We start from the raw sequence: 15,302 nt of genomic DNA, 5'->3' as shown, positions 1-15,302 counted from the left end.
CAGACCCGCCTGCTTCGGAGGCACACCGATGCGACAGTTCACCGCCGTCGTCAACCCCACCGCGGGCGGCTCCACCGGGGCGGCGACACTGCTGCACCTGGCCCGGCTGCTGCGTGAGGCAGGAGCCGAGCTGGAGACGGAGTACAGCCACAGCCTCGCCCACGCCCAGGACATCGCCCGCCGCGCCGGCGAGCGCGGCCGGATCGTGCTGGCCGTCGGCGGCGACGGGATCGCCGGCGGCATCGGCGGCGCGCTGAGCGGCACCGGCACCGTCCTGGGCCTGGTACCCGCGGGACGCGGCAACGACTTCGCCCGCGCCCTGAAACTGCCCGCCGACCCCGCCGCACTCGCCGACCTGCTGCTGCACGCCGAGCCCCGGCCGGTCGACACCATCGAGGTGGAGTCGGCCGTCCACCCGCGCACCGTGGTCCTGGGCAGCGTGTACGCCGGCGTGGACGCCGTGGCCAACCGGCACGCCAACCACGCCCGGCTGCTGCGCGGCGCCGCCTCGTACTACGCGGGCGGCCTGCGCGCCGTCACCACCTGGCGGGCGGCCGACTACCGCGTCACCGTCGACGGCACGGAGCACACCCACCGCGGCTACACGGTCGTCGCCGCCAACTCCCCCTACTACGGCTCCGGTCGGCTCATCGCCCCCGACGCGCGCGTCGACGACGGACTGCTCGACGTGGTGATGATCCGCGAGGCACCGCGCAGGCTGTTCTTCGCCCTCATGAACGAGCTGAGGACAGGAGCCCACATCCACCGCCCCGAAGTGCGCGTCCTGCGCGGCAGGGAGCTGCGCATCGAGGCGAACCGGCCCGTCCCCTATGGAGCCGACGGCGAGGTCGATGCCACCCTCCCGGTCACGCTGCGGGTACGTCCCGGAGACCTGCCGGTGCTGTACTGACCACTCACTCACGGGAGATGACACGGCGTCGGTGCAGGACGGGCCGGCCATGGGTAAGGGAGGAGAACCCGGCCGGGCGCGCCGGGGGAAGGTGGTCGGTCATGAGGCTGGATCCTGCCGAGGGCCTGGTGCAGGCGGTCGTCCTGTACGACGGACGGCTGCTGCTGGTGGCGGACGGCGACGGATGGACGCTGCCGTCGGGCATGCCTCAGCCTGCCGAACCGGCCGAGGCCACCGCGGCACGCGTCGTCTACGAACTCACCGGCTACCTCGTCGACGGCACCGAGTCCCTGGCCCCGCACGACACGATCCCGGCGGCCGAGACCTCGGCGGTGGTGTGTCAGCTGCTGAGCGAGTCCCCGTCGGACGGAGCCGGCCTCGCGCCGGAGCACGTGCGCTGGGCGCCGATCCCCGAGACCGCCGACGCCGTGCTCCCGGCAGCCGTACGCGCATACCTTCGGGGTCACACGCCCGCATGAGCCCAGCCGGGCCCGGGGTCAGCGATCCGCCGCAGGATCGGGCACGCGGGCCAGGAACCGCTCCCGGTCGACGATCGCCCGGTCGATCTCGCCCGTCGCGACCAGCCGCCCCGAAGCGTCGACGGCCCGCACCGCGAACGTCAGCCGCCCGCCCGCACCGGAGTCCGCGGTCTCGGCACTCACCTCCACCTGCCCCCCGACGGGTGTGGCCCGCAGATGCCGGATCCGCACCTGCGTCCCGACGGTGGTCCGACCGGACCCGGTGAACGGGGCGGCGGCCCGCACGGTGGCCGCTTCCATCCACGCGATCAGCCGCGGGGTGGCGAGGACAGGCACATCACCGCTGCCGACCGCCACCGCCGTGTCGGCCTCGGTCACCTTGTGACGCATGCCCCCACGCTACAAAGGTGTGTCTTCCGTTTGCGGTGCCGTGCACGGCGCGATTGAGTGATGACATGTCGATGTCCTTCGGTGCACCGTTCGGTTCGTCGGACCCCTTCAGTGAACTGTTCAACCGCTTCTTCGGGATGTCGCCGGCGTCGTCGCCTCCCGCGGTGCAGCGCGTGCCGATCGGCCGGCTGCTGACGGAGTCGTCGCAGGAACTGCTGAACCTGGCCGCGCAGCGGGCGGTCGAGGACGGGACGCCCGACCTGGACACGGAACATCTGCTGTGGGCGGCCACCAAGGTCGAGCCGTCCCGCAGACTCCTCTCCCAGGTGGGCGTCGACCCCGACGCGCTGGCGGCGGAGATCGCCGAGATCCTGCCCCGGGAGTCCGGCGAGCCGTCCTCGCAACCCGGCCTCACCCCCGCGGCCAAGCGCACGCTCGGCGCCGCCTACGCCCGGTCGCAGGCGGCCGGTGTGTCCTACATCGGCCCCGAGCACCTCCTCGGCGCTCTGCTGGGCGACAGCGACACGGGCGCCGCCAAGCTGCTGCGCGCCGAGGGCAGGGACACCAGGAAACTGACGGACCTGACCGACCAGGCCGCCCGCGGCGAGGGACCGTCCGCGGAACGGAAGAAGACGCCGGCGACCACGCTGGACGAGTTCGGCCGGGACCTGACCGAGGAGGCCCGGGCCGGGAAGCTGGACCCGGTGGTGGGGCGCGCGGAGGAGATCGAGCAGACGGTCGAGATCCTCTCGCGGCGGTCGAAGAACAACCCCGTGCTGATCGGTGAGCCCGGGGTGGGCAAGACCGCGATCGTGGAGGGGCTGGCGCAGCGGATCGTGGCCGGTGAGGTGCCCGACACCCTCAAGGACAAGAGGGTCGTGGCGCTCGATCTGTCGGGGCTGGTGGCGGGGACGCAGTACCGGGGCCAGTTCGAGGAGCGGTTGAAGAAGGTCATCGAGGACGTCCAGGCGGCCAAGGGCCGGATCATCCTGTTCATCGACGAGGTGCACACCGTCGTCGGCGCCGGCGCGACCGGCGAGGGCTCGATGGACGCGGGCAACATGCTCAAGCCCGCGCTCGCGCGCGGGGAACTCCATGTCGTGGGGGCCACGACGATCGACGAGTACCGCAAGCACATCGAGAAGGACGCGGCGTTGGAGCGCCGGTTCCAGCCGGTGATGGTGCCGGAGCCGACCGTGGAGGAGACCGTGCAGATCCTGGAGGGGCTGCGGGACTCCTACGAGGCGCACCACCAGGTCCGGTTCGACGACGCGGCGCTGGTCGCGGCCGCGGAGCTGTCCGACCGCTATGTCACCGACCGCTTCCTGCCCGACAAGGCCATCGACGTGATGGATCAGGCCGGTGCGCGGGTGCGGCTGCGCAGCGTGGGGCGCTCCACGGAGGTGGTCAGCCGTGAGGACCGTATCGCCAGACTCCGGCGTGAACTCGAACAGGCCGTCTCGGTCGAGGACTTCGAGAAGGCATCGCAGCTGAAGCGGGAGATCGCCGAGGTGGAGGGCGAACTCGCCGGCATCGAGGAACGCCGTGAGGGCGTCGTCTCCGTCACGGCCGCGGACATCGCCGACGTCGTCTCGCGCCGCACGGGGATCCCGGTGTCACAGTTGACGGCGAGCGAGAGGGAGAAGCTGCTCAGGCTCGAGGAGGAGATGCACGCCCGGATCGTCGGCCAGGACGAGGCGGTCACGGCCGTGTCCCAGGCGGTGCGCCGCAACCGCGCCGGCATGGGGGACCCGAACCGGCCGGTGGGTTCCTTCCTCTTCCTCGGTCCCACGGGCGTGGGCAAGACCGAACTGGCCAAGACACTCGCGGCGTTGCTGTTCGGGGACGAGGCCCGGATGATCCGCTTCGACATGAGCGAGTTCCAGGAGAAGCACACGGTCGCCAGGCTCGTCGGCGCCCCTCCCGGATACGTGGGATACGAGGAGGCGGGCCAGCTGACGGAGAAGGTGCGCCGCCAGCCGTACAGCGTGGTGTTGTTCGACGAGGTGGAAAAGGCACACCCGGACGTCTTCAACACGCTGTTGCAGATCCTGGACGACGGTCGGCTGACCGACGCCCAGGGCCGCACCGTCGACTTCCGGCACTGCGTCGTCATCATGACGTCCAACATCGGCGCCCGTCGGATTCTGGACCACAAGGGTGATGTGTCGCAGCTGAAGGACGAGTTGATGGAGGATCTGCGGGGCAGGTTCCTGCCGGAGTTCCTCAACCGGATCGACGACATCATCGTCTTCCACGGTCTGACCGAGGACGACCTGGGGAAGATCGTGGACCATCTGCTGGACCAGAGCAAGCGCCGCGTCCGCGCCCAGGGCATGGCGCTGCAGGTCACAGAGGCGGCGAAGAAGCTGCTCATCGCGCACGGCCATCAGCCGGAGTTCGGCGCCCGGCCGCTGCGCCGCACGATCCAGGCGGAACTGGACAACCGCATCGCCAGCCTGCTGCTCAGCGGTGAGGCTGGGCCCGGCGACACCATCGTCGCCGACGTACAACACGACTCACTGCACTGCACGGTGCGCAAGGGCAGCGGCTCCGGCGAGCCTGCCGTCTAGGGGGACTGGCCGTCCCCGATCGACACCACCACCGCGCTCGACGGGCCGTCCGGTGTGTCGAAGTGCACCGAGTCACCGGCGCGACGCCCGATCAGCGCAAGGCCCAGTGGGCTGTCCGAGGTGACCAGGGTCTGGTCGAAGGCCTCGGCGACCTCGCCGATCTGGAGCGTCTCCTGCGAGCCGTCCGCGAAGCGGACCGTGACCGTGCTGCCCACGCCGACCTCGTCCGTAGGGGGAGGCCCGGCCACGTCCGCTTGGCGCAGCCGCTCGGTGATGTCCTCGATACGGCGGTCCAGACGGTCGAGCTGATCGACGCGCCGCAACTCGTCGGCCTGGTCGGCCTGGTCGCCCACATCGGCGCTGTCGTGCAGCGTCCCGGCCACGAGGCGGCGCTCGTCGCGCAGATCGGCCAGTTCCTGCTCCAGCGCGTGACGGGCCGTGGCACTGATCGGCTTCGGGTCACCGGCCATTCCGGCTCCTCTGGTCCAGGGGAGGATATTCACCAGTGGCGCATTTTTCGCATCGTATCAACGGGGACGGACAGTGGAGAGGTGATTGGTCCGGATATAGCGTATTTATGGATAGTCCGTCCGTATCGTCTTGCTCTCCCTCAGGAGGTTCCCATGTCCTCGAAGCGACGCCGGAAGAAGAAGTCACGTCGCGGCCATGCCGCCAATCACGGGAAACGCCCCCAGTGCTGATCCCGAGTGCCGCGCTTCAGGGGTGGATCTTCTGCTGCGCGGCGAGCATGGCGACGAACTTCTCGATGCGCGCCGCCCGGGTCTCCGGCTTCTTGGCGTCCTGGACCCGGTAGAGGATCGCGTACCGGTTCCGGCTGTCGAGGGCGGCGAAGAAGTCCCGCGCCTCCGGGGTGGCGGCCTCCAGGGCAGCCCGGAGGTCGTCGGGCACCGTGGCAGCGCTCTGGTTCGCGTACGCCGCCTCCCAGCGGCCGTCCGCCTTGGCCTTCTCCACCTCCCGCAGGCCGGCCGGTCGCATCCGGCCCTGCTCCGCGAGTTCGGTGGCCTTCTGCCGGTTCACCCGCGACCACTTGCTGCCCTGCCGGCGCGGGGTGAAGCGCTGAAGCCAGTACCGCTCGTCCAGCTTCTTCTTCTGCCCGTCGATCCAGCCGAAGCAGAGAGCCGACTCAAGTGCTCCCGCGTAGTCGACGCCGGCGATCCCGGAGTCCTTCTTCGGGATCTTCAGCCAGACGCCCCGCACGTCGGCGTGATGCTCCTCCAGCCACTTCTCCCACGCCTCCTGCGAGGCGAAGGCGAGGACCGGATCGGCGGCATTCCGTGCCCCGCCTGCCTGTGCTGCACCCGACATGCGCCACATCCAAACCCACCCCGGCGGTGTGGTCAATCGGGTGCCATGGCCGATTCCGGCGGGTCCCCGGGCTTGAGGCCGCGCGGCCGGGTTACCCGACCGGCATGGCGAAGCTGCATCTTCCCCGGCGCCACCGCCTCGGTGGCGACACCACTACGACGCCCCGGGTACCGGCACCGGAGGAGGCCGGGCCCGGCCGGCAGGTCGAGCGGGCCGCCCCCGACACCCCCGCGAAGCTCCCCAGACGCGCCTGGGGAGCCGTGCTCAAGGGCTCGCTGCGCGAGTTCCGGGACGACGAGCTGACCGACCGGGCCGCGGCCCTGACGTACTACGGGGTCCTCGCCCTGTTCCCCGCGCTGCTGGTGCTGGTGTCACTGCTGTCCGTCGCCGGCAGGTCGGTCACCGACAAGGTGCTGGCCGACCTCAGGCACCTGGCGCCCGGTTCCGCCCGGGACATCCTCACCCGGGCCGTGGAGCAGCTGCAGAACAACGCCGGCATCGGCTCCGTCATGGCCGTCGCCGGCCTCGTACTGGCGGTGTGGTCGGCCTCCGGCTACGTGGCGGCCTTCATCCGCGCCGCCAACGCCGTCTACGACATGCCGGAGGGCCGCCCGCTGTGGAAGATCCTGCCGGTGCGGATCGGCGTCACGGTCGTCCTGATGGTCCTCGCGGTGGCCAGCGCGCTGATCGTCGTCTTCACCGGCGGCCTGGCCCGCCACGCCGGCCAGGCCCTGGGCGTCGGGGACATGGCCCTGACGGTGTGGTCGATCGCGAAGTGGCCGGTGCTGGTCCTGCTGGTCACGGTGATGATCGCGATCCTGTACTGGGCGACGCCGAACGCCAGGGTCAAGGGCTTCAAGTGGATCACCCCCGGCAGCGTCCTCGCGCTGGCGATCTGGATGATCGCCTCCGCCGGATTCGCCTTCTACGTCGGCAACTTCGCCTCCTACAACAAGGCCTACGGCACCATGGCCGGCGTCATCGTCTTCCTGGTCTGGCTGTGGATCAGCAACCTCGCGATCCTGCTGGGCCTGGAGTTCGACGCGGAGACGGTGCGGCAGCGGGCCGTCGCCGGAGGCCATCCGCCCCGGGCCGAGCCCTACACCCAGCCTCGCGACACCAGGAAGTGGGACGAGGAGGACGTACGCAGGCTGCACGAGACGTGACTCCGGGGCGCCGCCTCCTGTCCCTCGCGCTCAGGCTGCGTACCCGCCGTCCACCGAGAGCTCCGCGCCCGTCACGTACACCGCCTCCGGTCCCGCCAGGTAGGCCACCGCCGACGCCACCTCCTCGGCCGTGCCGAAGCGGCCGAGGGCGGTCATCGCGGCCTGGCCGGAGGCGAACGGCCCGTCCGCGGGGTTCATGTCGGTGTCGGTCGGACCGGGATGCACGATGTTCGCCGTGATCCCGCGCCCGCCCAGCTCACGGGCCAACGCCCTCGTCAGTCCGACGACGGCCGACTTGCTCATCGCGTACAGCGTGGCACCGGGGCCCGGCGTGCGCCGGGCGATGCAACTGCCCACGGTGATGATCCGTCCCCCCGATGCCATCAGTGCGGCGGCTGCCTGGGCGGCCAGGTACACCCCGCGCACGTTCACGGCGATCAGGCGGTCCACGTCGGCGAGCGACATGCTCTCCAGCGGCTGCATCAGTCCTACGGCCGCGTTGTTCACGAGGACGTCCAGGCCCCCGAGTGCCTCGGCCGCACGCCCCACCGCGCCCGCTGCCTCCTGTGCGTCCGCGGCGTCGGCACGCAATGCCACCGCCCGCCGCCCGAGCGCCTGGACCTCCCGCACCAGGCCCTCAGCCGCCTCCTTCCCCTGCACAAAGGTCACGGCCACGTCCGCGCCCTCCCGCGCCAGTCGCAGTGCCGTCGCCGCGCCGATGCCCCGGCTGCCGCCGGTGACCAGGGCCTTCCTGCCGTTCAGAGCTCCCTGTGAAGTCATGCCTCCATCTCACCGGCGGGACATGCGCAAGTCTGGCGGCGAACGGACCTCGACCTACTGCCAGTCAGAGGCATGCGTGAGTGGCGTCCGCGCGGGCGTTGTCAGTGCTGGGTCGTAGGGTGCGGAGCACGGCACGGTTCCGAAGGCGATGGGGGTCATGATGCGCAGGCCGGTCGAGGGAGAGGTCCACGTCCACTACGGTCAGCTCTACGTCGAGAGCGATCCGGACAACTACGGCCCGGACCTCGCCGAGGCGTTCGCCGGCCAGTCCTCCGGGCTGTGCGGCGCGGCGATCCCGGGAACCCTGTGGCTGACGACCGGACTGCACACGGGCGACGTCGGCTTCACGGTCGAAGTGCACGACCACGCCCCGCCGTTGGACCCGAGCTGGGAGGACGTGGTGGAGGTGTCCTTCCGCCCCGTCTCGGACAGTACCGCGCTCGTGCTGTGGGGAGGCGAGGGCTCCTGGGAGCTGGGCCTGGAAGAGACCGACTACCGCGTCCGCTACTGCGCCCAGGGCATGGACGCGGCACACGAGGAGGACACCCGACTGCGCGACGAGCCGCAACTCGACCGCTACCTCCTGCAGTTCTGGCCCGCCCCGCCCCTGCCGGACCGTGTCGTGAAGCAGACCTCGGGCATGGCGGCGTACTGGCACGACTACGCCCGCACGCTGCCGGCCCCGCCCACCCCGGCCGAACGCGCCGAGGCCGAACGCCAGGCCCGCCTCGCACAGGAACAGGCCGAAAGAGAACGCGAACTGGCCTACGAACGCTGGGAGTGGGGCGGGCGGTCGCCGAGCCCGGCACTGCGCGACGTCGACGGCAACGTACGCGGCCTGCTCGACTTCGACGCGGCGCTCGTGCACGCCATCGACGCCGCCGGACCCGCCGCACAGCGCGCGGTGGCCCTGCTGGCCGCGCGCCGTGCGTGCGAGGCGGCGGGTCTCGCGGAGCTGGACTGGATCGCCGCCGGACTCACCGCCGTCACCGAGGGACGACCCCTTCCGCCGCCGCTCGACGACGAGGCCCAGGCGTGGCAGATCCTCGACACCGACCCGAGGGTCCCGGACCGGACCGTCGGCTGGGCCGTGCCGCCCGAGCGTCCGCCCTTCGGCGCGCCGTCCGGCGCGGACGAGGTGTCCCTGCCGATTGCCGTGGCCGATTCGACGGCGCTGATCGCGGGGCCCGCGGCGGACTGGGCACCGGCGCCGGAGCCGCCCGAGTCGCCGGCGGCCCAGGACGCCGATGCACCGAAGCACACCTTGCGGGTCACCATCGGCGCGCCGGACCCCTCCCTGCGCTTCTCCCAGCCGCACATGGCCGTACCCGCGCTGCTCGCCGCCGCCGAACCCGACCCGCTGCGGGCGGCCCTCGACGCGGTGTACGCGGGCATCGCCACGTACGGCGAGGACTATCCGGCCCTGCTGCGAGAGGTCTGGTCGCGGTGCGACGGCAACCGCGCGTAGCGGACGGACCGCGCCTGCCGAAGCTGCACGGCGGTGACCGGGACGCCGGCCTCACCCGTGACGGCCGGCGCCGGCTGCCGCGGGTTCCCGGCTCCCGGCGTGACACCACATCCACGGACGACCGCCGTGCGCTGGTGCGGCTCATCCGCGCGCTCCCGTGAGGAACCGGCGCCGCGCGGCCGGGCCCCGGTCACCCGGGTGAGGGTGCGGAGCGGGCGCGCCGGTGTGCCGCGACCCGCTCGCGGGTCGCGCAGCGCCGGGAGCAGTAGCGGCGTTGGGGGCCCGGCCCCTGGGTGATGAACACGTTCCGGCAGGCACCCGACGCGCAGATCCGGCCGGGCGGGAGCTGCCGGTCCCACACGAGAACGGTCAGGGCCAGGCAGGACGACGCGAGGAACCACTCGTCCCAGGAGGCGTCGTCGTCGCGGTCGAGGTGGGGATGCCAGGGCGTGCCGCCCCCGTGGGAGGTCAGACGGAGCGGCCCGGTGTGTTCGCGCAGCAGTCGGTTGAGGGCGTCGGCGGCCTCGTCGGCGTGCTCGGCGGCGAAGACCTCCCGCAGCCGGTCGGCGGCGTCCCGCATCCGCGCGACCTCACGGGCCGTGAGGTCGACGGGGTCCGTCTCGCCGTACGCGCGCAGCACCTCCGCCACGTCGCCGGGGTCGGCGCGGTCGTCGGCCAGGGCATTGACGAGGGCGGCGGTGCGGCGCGCCATGGTCAGGACGGAGTGCCGGGTGGACCAGTCACCGCCGTCGGCGTTGCGGGAGGACACCAGCGCAATGTAACGCATATTGCGAGGTTTTGAGTTACCTCCGTAACGTCGTGCGAGTGACACGGCGTTACGCGATGGCCTCCTATGTCGTGGGGGCAGGGATGGCCCGGACCGGGGACGAGATGTCGGGACCGGCGCTGATGCTGGCGGGATTCGCCGTCGCCGGGTCGGCCTCCGAAGCGTCGGTGCTGCTCGCGGGCATCACGGCCGCGGCGGCAGCAGGGGGACCGGTACTCGGGGCTGTGCTCGACCGGCAGCAGCGGCCGGGACGGCTGCTCGGCGCAGCACTCCTCCTGTACGCGACCGGGCTGGTGGCGGTCCTCGTGGGCCTCGGCCGGCTTCCGTTCACGGTCACTCTCATGATCGCCGTACTGACCGGATCGCTGGGGCCCGCGCTGTCGGGCGGCTGGACGGGCCAGCTGCCGCGCGTGGCGGCGGGCGACCGGCTGCCACGCGCGAACGCCCTCGATGCCATGACCTTCGGCATGGCGAGCCTGGCCGGCCCGAGCCTTGCCGGCGGCCTGGCCGAGGCCCTGGGCGCGTCGGGGGCCGTCGTGGTCTCGGCCGCGCTCATCGGCTCGGCGGCACCCGCCGCGTGGACCCTGCCGGGGCGCCCTGTGCGGGTGCGGGGAGTGCAGCGGGGGTCGCTGATCGGCGAGCTGGCCGCCGGAATGCGGGTCATCGTCACGAAACGCCGGCTGGCGCGGGCGACGCTGCTCTCGGTCCTGTGCTGTGCGGCGCAGGGCATGCTGACGGCCTGCGTCCCGATGCTGGGTGTACGGGTCCTCGGCGGAGCGGGCAGAGGTGCGCTGCTGCTCTCCTGTGCGGCCGTCTCGGCTCTGGCGGCCAACGCGGTGCTGGCCCGGTTCCCCCAGTCCATGGCTCCCGACTCGATCGTCTGGGCCGGCGCCCTGGTCCAGGCCGGCGCGCTCGCCCTGGCGGCGACGGTCCGCCCCACCGCGCTCGTCCTGGCCCTGCTGCTGACCGGAATCGGCGAAGGACCGCAGCTCACCGCTCTTTTCGCGGTACGCCACCGGGAGGCTCCCGACCGTCTGCGCGGCCAGATCTTCACCACCGGTGCAAGCCTGAAGATCACCGGCTTCGCATCCGGCGCGGCGATCGCCGGTCCGCTGGCGGCCTGGTCCCTCCCGGGCACCCTGGCAACGGCAGCGGGCGTGGCGGCCGCAGCGGCGCTGGTCTTTTGCGCCGTACCGCTGGACACCGCCGGATCGCAGTCACCCGGGTCCTGCCCGGCACCCGGAATACCGGCAACCCGACCGTCCCCCGGACAGATGTCGGATGATACGTGTAAACCATAACGATCTCGGCCCAGCCCTTGTGTCCTCGCCGATCCGTCCTAGCCTCCGGCCATGGCATTTCTTTCAAGTCGCCGCAGAAGGGCCCGCCTCGCTCCGGAACTGGACGACCAGGAGCTGGGCAAGCTGCTGAAGTCTCTCGTGGCGACCTCCAGGACCGGCACCTTCGGGACCACCGAGCTGTGTGTGGCGCAGATGTCCCGGCTCCTGGAGCAGGACCCGGGCGACTGGGACCGCCGGGCGCATCGCATGGACGTCCTGGCGGGATACCTCACCGGATCCCATCTGCCGCGGTCCTGGGTCGCTCGGGAGCCCCGCAGTGCGAACGCGCTCGTCCTGCACGCCTGGACCCAGGTGGCGCAGGCCCGCACCCAGGGGCGCCTGGAAGACCCCGCCGACGCCGTTGACGCCTGTCTGCGGGCTGCCGAGCTCGCTCCGGACGACCCCACTCCCTGGGTGGTCCTGCTCGCGGTGGCACGCCTGGAACGCCGTGAGCAGTCCCAGGTCTTCGGGGTGTGGAACGAGGTGCTCGCCCGCGATCGCTGGAACCGCGAGGCGTATCTGAGCATGCTGGCCTACCTCAGCCCGCAGGAGGCGGGATCGCGTATCCAGGTCCTGGAGTTCGTGGACAGCCTGGGCGCCCGCATGCCCGCCAACGCGCCGTGCGCCGCGACCGAACTCACCGCCCAGGTCCTCCAGTACCACTCGATCCTCGACCGCGGCGGATTCGAGGCACTGGTCGCACGCAACCACTGGTCCCAGGCGATGGCCGCGCAGGCCCTCGACCGCGTGGCCCACACATGGGGCCAGCCCGGGTTCCTCCGCCACGCCAAGGCACTGGCCGACCTCAACCTCCTCGCCTATGCGCTGATGGCCGCGGACCGGCGCGCCGAGGCGCGTTCCGTCTTCGAGGCGATCGGTGGTGTCGTCACCCCATGGCCCTGGCAGACCGGAGGCGACCCGGTGGCCGAGTTCGACCAGACACGACAGAGGGCCGGCGCCGTCCTGTGAAGCCCTGGGCAGCTGCGACCGTGTCTGACGTCGTGCCGGTTCAGGCGGCTTCAGGCGGGGCGCGAGGAGTACGGCCGCGCCGGACCGGCCCCGTCCCCCGGCTCGGCGGCAGTCTTGGGTGCCGACCGGAAGCCGTCCCGAGCGGGCTGAGGGCCGAAGCACCTCAACGGCGCTCAGGTACGGTCACGACGGGGCGAGGGGAACACGGTCACTGGGCGGCGTCGGGCTGGGGCTCCTCCGCGTTCGCCGCCGCCGGCTCCGAGCCGGTGGGAAGGGTGTAGAAGACGGACGAGCCCTGCTTGGTGCGCTGGGCGCTGTTGCGGGCCACGAGGTTCTCCAGAGTGGTGCGGATGACCTTGGTCTGGATCGACCGGTCGGGATGTGCTTTCTCGAGGGCCTCGGTGACCTCCGCGGCGGAGCGCGGCTCCTGCTGGTCCGCGAGGTGGCGGCGGACGAGCTCGACGAGCGTGGGCTGAGCCGCCTGAGCGGCCGCCTTCTTCGCCGCGGGCTTGGCGGCCGTGGTCTTCGTCGTCGCGGGCCTGATCGCCGCGGGCTTCTTGGCGGACCGCTTCCGGGGCTCGGACTGCTCCTTCCCGGACTCGGGCTGTTCCGCGGTCGCCTTCTTCGCCGCCCGGCGTGTGCCGGAGGTGGCGGTGGTCTTCTTCCGCGGGCCGGGCACCACGGCGCCGTCCGTGGTGGCGGATGCGCCCACCGAGGCCACACCGAGTGCCTGCTGCATGCTCGTCAGAATGGTGTGATCATGCTGCAGGGACGTCAACTGCTCCTGCAGCGCCACGATTTCGGCGGAGATGCGCTCCTGTTCCTTGACGTTGCGCTCGAGGTCGCTGGTCACCTGGCTGACATACTGCGAGGTCAACTCGGTGACGGGGGTGGTGGGCTCAGGCATCTGTCGCTCCGAGGGTGTGAGTGGGGGTGCGCTCCTTTGCCTCCGGTGCGGCAAGCGGGGAGCGGGAGTTGTACTGCGGGTTCCCCGGCAGAGCGGGGAGGTTTCCTGCGGGGGTGTCCCGACACATGGATGATACGGCTGGGCCAACGTGTTTCTACTGAGTGAACCCTGTGCGTTGCGCGGAGGTACGGGTCGCGTCGATCCGGTGCAGCCGCAACTCGCCGCCAGAACCGCGGCTTCGACGAACTTCCGTCTCTCCGGTACGGGCGAGCGCGCGGCACAGCCGATCGATGGCCGACGGCGGCCGACACCCGCAGAATGCCGCCATGGGATCCTTCATCTCGTACGACGGCGCCGAACTCGCCTACCGCGTCTCCGGGACCGGCAAGCCCCTGGTGTGTCTGCCCGGCGGACCGCAGCAGTCGACGTACCTGGGCGACCTGGGCGGGCTGTCCGCGCACCGCAAGCTGATCAGGCTGGACCTGCGGGGTACCGGGCTGTCCGCCGTGCCACAGGACCTGATTTCCTGCCGCTGTGACCGGCTCGTCGACGACGTGGAAGCCCTGCGCCGGCACCTGGGCCTGGAACGGATGGACCTCCTCGCGCACAGCGCCGGGGCCAATCTGGCCGTGCGGTACCTCGGCCGCCACCCCGAACGCATCGGCCGGCTCGCTCTCATCACACCGAGCGTCAGGGCCGTCGGCCTGGTCATCCCCGACCGGCTCCGGCGCGAGACCGTACGGCCACGCCGGGACGAGCCGTGGTTCCCGGGGGCGTTCGCGGCGCTGGAAGCGATCGGAGCGGGTGCGGTCACGGCCGAGAACTTCCGGGCCATCGCACCCTTCTCCTACGGTCGTTGGGACGATGCGGCCCGGGCCCACAAGGCGGCCGAGGAGGAACAGCTGGACCCGGGCATCGTGGCCGCGTTCGGCGCCGAGGGCGCGTTCGACCCGGACGCCGCCCGCGCCGCGCTCGCCCGATTCGATGCACCGGCGTTGCTGCTCGCCGGTGAGGTCGACCCGGGCGCCCCGCCGCCCGCGGTGGCCGAGTTCGCCGCCCTGTTCCCGAACGCCGAACTCGTCGTACAGCCCGGAGCGGGACACTTCCCATGGCTGGACGATGCCGAGCGGTTCGTGGCGGCGACCGCCGGTTTCCTGCGCGAAGCGCCGACCCGCTAGCCTCACGATCATGGCGGACTGGGAGATACGTCCCGCGTCGGCGGCGGACGTCGAGGCGGTGGCCGAACTGCGGGCCGTGGTGCTGAGGGCGGATCTGGAGCGTCTCGGGCGGTACGACGCACACCGGGTGCGCCAGCGGCTGCGGGACCGGTTCGTGCCGGCCCACACCCAGGTGATCGAGGTGGGCGGAGTCTTCGCCGGATGTGTGGCGCTGCGGCCGGCGCACGACGCACACTGGCTGGAGCACTTCTACCTGGACCCGGACCTGCAGGGCAGGGGCATCGGATCGGCCGTGCTGCGGATGCTGGCGGAGCGGTGCGACCGGGAGGCCACCCGGCTCCGGTTGAGCGTGCTCCGGGGCAGCAACGCCCGCCGGCTGTACGAGCGCCACGGCTTCACCGTGGAGAGCGAGGACCCGGTGGATGTGTTCATGCTCCGCGAACCGGTCTCCACCCCGCGCTGATGCCCCGTCATGAGTGCGCCGGGCGCGGCAACGCGCCCGGCGCCGGATTCCTCCCCGGAGGACAATGCCGTGCGCCGGCACAGTCCGGCGGTGCGACTCAGGCAGAGGTGCGCGACAGCCGCTGGAGGACGTCCACTGCCTGCTCGGCGTCGTCGTAGGGCACGAAGAGGTGGTCGTGGTGGAAACCGGCGACCACATTGCAGCTCAGGCCCGCGTCGGCGAGGGCGCGGGACACGGCCGCGGTCAGTCCCACCGCGGCCGGCGCGGAGTGCACCCGCAAGGTGATCCATCCGGCCACGTAGTCGTACGCCATCCCGGCCGCGTCCGCCTCCGCCTGCGGAACGACGAGAGTCAGGCCCTCCTGCTCGGCGACCGTCACCACAGGGGTGACACCGGACGGCACGCCTCCCTCGGCCATGGTGAAGACATAGCGGCCCGGATTCAGCTCGGGACGCATGCCGCTGAGCAGTGTCTGCAGATCAGTCTCGCCGGTCACGGACCCAGCCTACGGCGCGACCGGCCACACTCCGGGCAGGCGAGCCGTCGGGGCGTGGGGTTTCGGCGGG

General features: G+C 71.8%; 17 protein-coding genes. 10 read left to right on the top strand and 7 right to left on the bottom strand.

Features of this window, described 5'->3' with window-relative positions:
- Window positions 1-28: 28 nt before the first annotated feature.
- Window positions 29-910, top strand: a complete 882-nt coding sequence (locus tag ACZ41I_RS10015) for a diacylglycerol kinase family protein (RefSeq protein ID WP_363220610.1) — start codon at window positions 29-31, stop codon at window positions 908-910.
- A gap of 101 nt (window positions 911-1,011) precedes the next feature.
- Window positions 1,012-1,389, top strand: coding sequence for an NUDIX domain-containing protein (locus tag ACZ41I_RS10010; protein ID WP_363220611.1), 378 nt, complete (start codon window positions 1,012-1,014; stop codon window positions 1,387-1,389).
- An 18-nt stretch (window positions 1,390-1,407) separates the two neighbouring features.
- On the opposite strand, the gene ACZ41I_RS10005 is transcribed toward ACZ41I_RS10010, so the two are convergent.
- Window positions 1,408-1,779, bottom strand: a complete 372-nt coding sequence (locus ACZ41I_RS10005; RefSeq protein ID WP_363220612.1) for a thioesterase family protein — start codon at window positions 1,777-1,779, stop codon at window positions 1,408-1,410.
- A 65-nt stretch (window positions 1,780-1,844) separates the two neighbouring features.
- On the opposite strand from ACZ41I_RS10005, the gene ACZ41I_RS10000 reads away from it, so the two are divergent.
- Entirely contained in the window at window positions 1,845-4,352 is a 2,508-nt protein-coding gene (locus tag ACZ41I_RS10000; protein ID WP_399769519.1) for an ATP-dependent Clp protease ATP-binding subunit, read from the top strand.
- Here the strand turns inward: ACZ41I_RS10000 and ACZ41I_RS09995 are convergent.
- A complete protein-coding gene (locus tag ACZ41I_RS09995) occupies window positions 4,349-4,822 on the bottom strand; it encodes a GreA/GreB family elongation factor (protein ID WP_399769517.1) in 474 nt (157 codons plus the stop codon). The two genes, ACZ41I_RS10000 and ACZ41I_RS09995, sit on opposite strands and share 4 nt — an antisense overlap.
- A 153-nt stretch (window positions 4,823-4,975) precedes the next feature.
- Here ACZ41I_RS09995 and ACZ41I_RS09990 point away from each other — a divergent pair, with 153 nt between their 5' ends.
- On the top strand, window positions 4,976-5,053 hold the full coding sequence (locus ACZ41I_RS09990) for a 50S ribosomal protein bL37 (protein ID WP_373305753.1): 78 nt from the start codon (window positions 4,976-4,978) through the stop codon (window positions 5,051-5,053).
- 16 nt (window positions 5,054-5,069) lie between these two features.
- On the opposite strand, the gene ACZ41I_RS09985 is transcribed toward ACZ41I_RS09990, so the two are convergent.
- Window positions 5,070-5,678, bottom strand: a complete 609-nt coding sequence (locus ACZ41I_RS09985; RefSeq protein WP_468513748.1) for a YdeI/OmpD-associated family protein — start codon at window positions 5,676-5,678, stop codon at window positions 5,070-5,072.
- Window positions 5,679-5,782: 104 nt separating this feature from the next.
- Here ACZ41I_RS09985 and ACZ41I_RS09980 point away from each other — a divergent pair, with 104 nt between their 5' ends.
- Window positions 5,783-6,844 (top strand): YihY/virulence factor BrkB family protein, encoded by a 1,062-nt coding sequence (locus ACZ41I_RS09980; RefSeq protein ID WP_399769513.1) that lies wholly within the window; start codon window positions 5,783-5,785, stop codon window positions 6,842-6,844.
- A 30-nt stretch (window positions 6,845-6,874) separates the two neighbouring features.
- Here ACZ41I_RS09980 and ACZ41I_RS09975 read toward each other — a convergent pair whose 3' ends face one another.
- Complete coding sequence (locus ACZ41I_RS09975; RefSeq protein ID WP_363220959.1) at window positions 6,875-7,624, bottom strand: SDR family oxidoreductase; 750 nt, start codon at window positions 7,622-7,624, stop codon at window positions 6,875-6,877.
- 160 nt (window positions 7,625-7,784) lie between these two features.
- Here ACZ41I_RS09975 and ACZ41I_RS09970 point away from each other — a divergent pair, with 160 nt between their 5' ends.
- Complete coding sequence (locus ACZ41I_RS09970) at window positions 7,785-9,092, top strand: hypothetical protein (RefSeq protein WP_468513873.1); 1,308 nt, start codon at window positions 7,785-7,787, stop codon at window positions 9,090-9,092.
- Between the two features lie 190 nt (window positions 9,093-9,282).
- On the opposite strand, the gene ACZ41I_RS09965 is transcribed toward ACZ41I_RS09970, so the two are convergent.
- The gene (locus ACZ41I_RS09965; RefSeq protein ID WP_363220981.1) at window positions 9,283-9,879 is read right to left on the bottom strand and encodes a CGNR zinc finger domain-containing protein; all 597 of its coding nucleotides are present in this window, start codon (window positions 9,877-9,879) and stop codon (window positions 9,283-9,285) included.
- A gap of 56 nt (window positions 9,880-9,935) precedes the next feature.
- Between ACZ41I_RS09965 and ACZ41I_RS09960 the strand changes: the two genes are divergently transcribed.
- On the top strand, window positions 9,936-11,180 hold the full coding sequence (locus ACZ41I_RS09960; RefSeq protein ID WP_468513872.1) for an MFS transporter: 1,245 nt from the start codon (window positions 9,936-9,938) through the stop codon (window positions 11,178-11,180).
- Window positions 11,181-11,231: 51 nt separating this feature from the next.
- Window positions 11,232-12,188: a tetratricopeptide repeat protein gene (locus ACZ41I_RS09955; protein WP_468513747.1), complete on the top strand. Its 957-nt coding sequence runs from the start codon at window positions 11,232-11,234 to the stop codon at window positions 12,186-12,188.
- Window positions 12,189-12,396: 208 nt separating this feature from the next.
- On the opposite strand, the gene ACZ41I_RS09950 is transcribed toward ACZ41I_RS09955, so the two are convergent.
- Window positions 12,397-13,095, bottom strand: coding sequence for a hypothetical protein (locus tag ACZ41I_RS09950; RefSeq protein WP_468513746.1), 699 nt, complete (start codon window positions 13,093-13,095; stop codon window positions 12,397-12,399).
- 326 nt (window positions 13,096-13,421) lie between these two features.
- On the opposite strand from ACZ41I_RS09950, the gene ACZ41I_RS09945 reads away from it, so the two are divergent.
- Together ACZ41I_RS09945 and ACZ41I_RS09940 are read left to right on the top strand one after the other, a co-directional pair.
- On the top strand, window positions 13,422-14,273 hold the full coding sequence (locus ACZ41I_RS09945; RefSeq protein ID WP_468513745.1) for an alpha/beta fold hydrolase: 852 nt from the start codon (window positions 13,422-13,424) through the stop codon (window positions 14,271-14,273).
- A gap of 10 nt (window positions 14,274-14,283) precedes the next feature.
- A complete protein-coding gene (locus ACZ41I_RS09940) occupies window positions 14,284-14,736 on the top strand; it encodes a GNAT family N-acetyltransferase (protein ID WP_399769501.1) in 453 nt (150 codons plus the stop codon).
- A gap of 97 nt (window positions 14,737-14,833) precedes the next feature.
- Here ACZ41I_RS09940 and ACZ41I_RS09935 read toward each other — a convergent pair whose 3' ends face one another.
- A complete protein-coding gene (locus tag ACZ41I_RS09935; RefSeq protein WP_399769499.1) occupies window positions 14,834-15,232 on the bottom strand; it encodes an ACT domain-containing protein in 399 nt (132 codons plus the stop codon).
- Window positions 15,233-15,302 lie beyond the last annotated feature (70 nt).

Source organism: Streptomyces sp. NPDC030799 (genome assembly GCF_055572255.1).
Note: the sequence above shows the minus strand (reverse complement) of the source record. Positions and strands in the feature narration are given on the sequence as shown.

Bases quoted from the DNA above. Each gene is read 5' to 3' on its own strand.
- ACZ41I_RS09960 (WP_468513872.1), top strand. From the start codon at position 9,936: ATGGCCTCCTATGTCGTGGGGGCAGGGATGGCCCGGACCGGGGACGAG.
- ACZ41I_RS09985 (WP_468513748.1), bottom strand. From the start codon at position 5,678: ATGTCGGGTGCAGCACAGGCAGGCGGGGCACGGAATGCCGCCGATCCG.
- ACZ41I_RS09950 (WP_468513746.1), bottom strand. From the start codon at position 13,095: ATGCCTGAGCCCACCACCCCCGTCACCGAGTTGACCTCGCAGTATGTC.
- ACZ41I_RS10005 (WP_363220612.1), bottom strand. From the start codon at position 1,779: ATGCGTCACAAGGTGACCGAGGCCGACACGGCGGTGGCGGTCGGCAGC.
- ACZ41I_RS09970 (WP_468513873.1), top strand. From the start codon at position 7,785: ATGCGCAGGCCGGTCGAGGGAGAGGTCCACGTCCACTACGGTCAGCTC.
- ACZ41I_RS09940 (WP_399769501.1), top strand. From the start codon at position 14,284: ATGGCGGACTGGGAGATACGTCCCGCGTCGGCGGCGGACGTCGAGGCG.
- ACZ41I_RS10000 (WP_399769519.1), top strand. From the start codon at position 1,845: ATGTCGATGTCCTTCGGTGCACCGTTCGGTTCGTCGGACCCCTTCAGT.
- ACZ41I_RS09945 (WP_468513745.1), top strand. From the start codon at position 13,422: ATGGGATCCTTCATCTCGTACGACGGCGCCGAACTCGCCTACCGCGTC.
- ACZ41I_RS09965 (WP_363220981.1), bottom strand. From the start codon at position 9,879: ATGCGTTACATTGCGCTGGTGTCCTCCCGCAACGCCGACGGCGGTGAC.
- ACZ41I_RS09980 (WP_399769513.1), top strand. From the start codon at position 5,783: ATGGCGAAGCTGCATCTTCCCCGGCGCCACCGCCTCGGTGGCGACACC.
- ACZ41I_RS09995 (WP_399769517.1), bottom strand. From the start codon at position 4,822: ATGGCCGGTGACCCGAAGCCGATCAGTGCCACGGCCCGTCACGCGCTG.
- ACZ41I_RS09990 (WP_373305753.1), top strand. From the start codon at position 4,976: ATGTCCTCGAAGCGACGCCGGAAGAAGAAGTCACGTCGCGGCCATGCC.
- ACZ41I_RS10015 (WP_363220610.1), top strand. From the start codon at position 29: ATGCGACAGTTCACCGCCGTCGTCAACCCCACCGCGGGCGGCTCCACC.
- ACZ41I_RS09975 (WP_363220959.1), bottom strand. From the start codon at position 7,624: ATGACTTCACAGGGAGCTCTGAACGGCAGGAAGGCCCTGGTCACCGGC.
- ACZ41I_RS10010 (WP_363220611.1), top strand. From the start codon at position 1,012: ATGAGGCTGGATCCTGCCGAGGGCCTGGTGCAGGCGGTCGTCCTGTAC.
- ACZ41I_RS09955 (WP_468513747.1), top strand. From the start codon at position 11,232: ATGGCATTTCTTTCAAGTCGCCGCAGAAGGGCCCGCCTCGCTCCGGAA.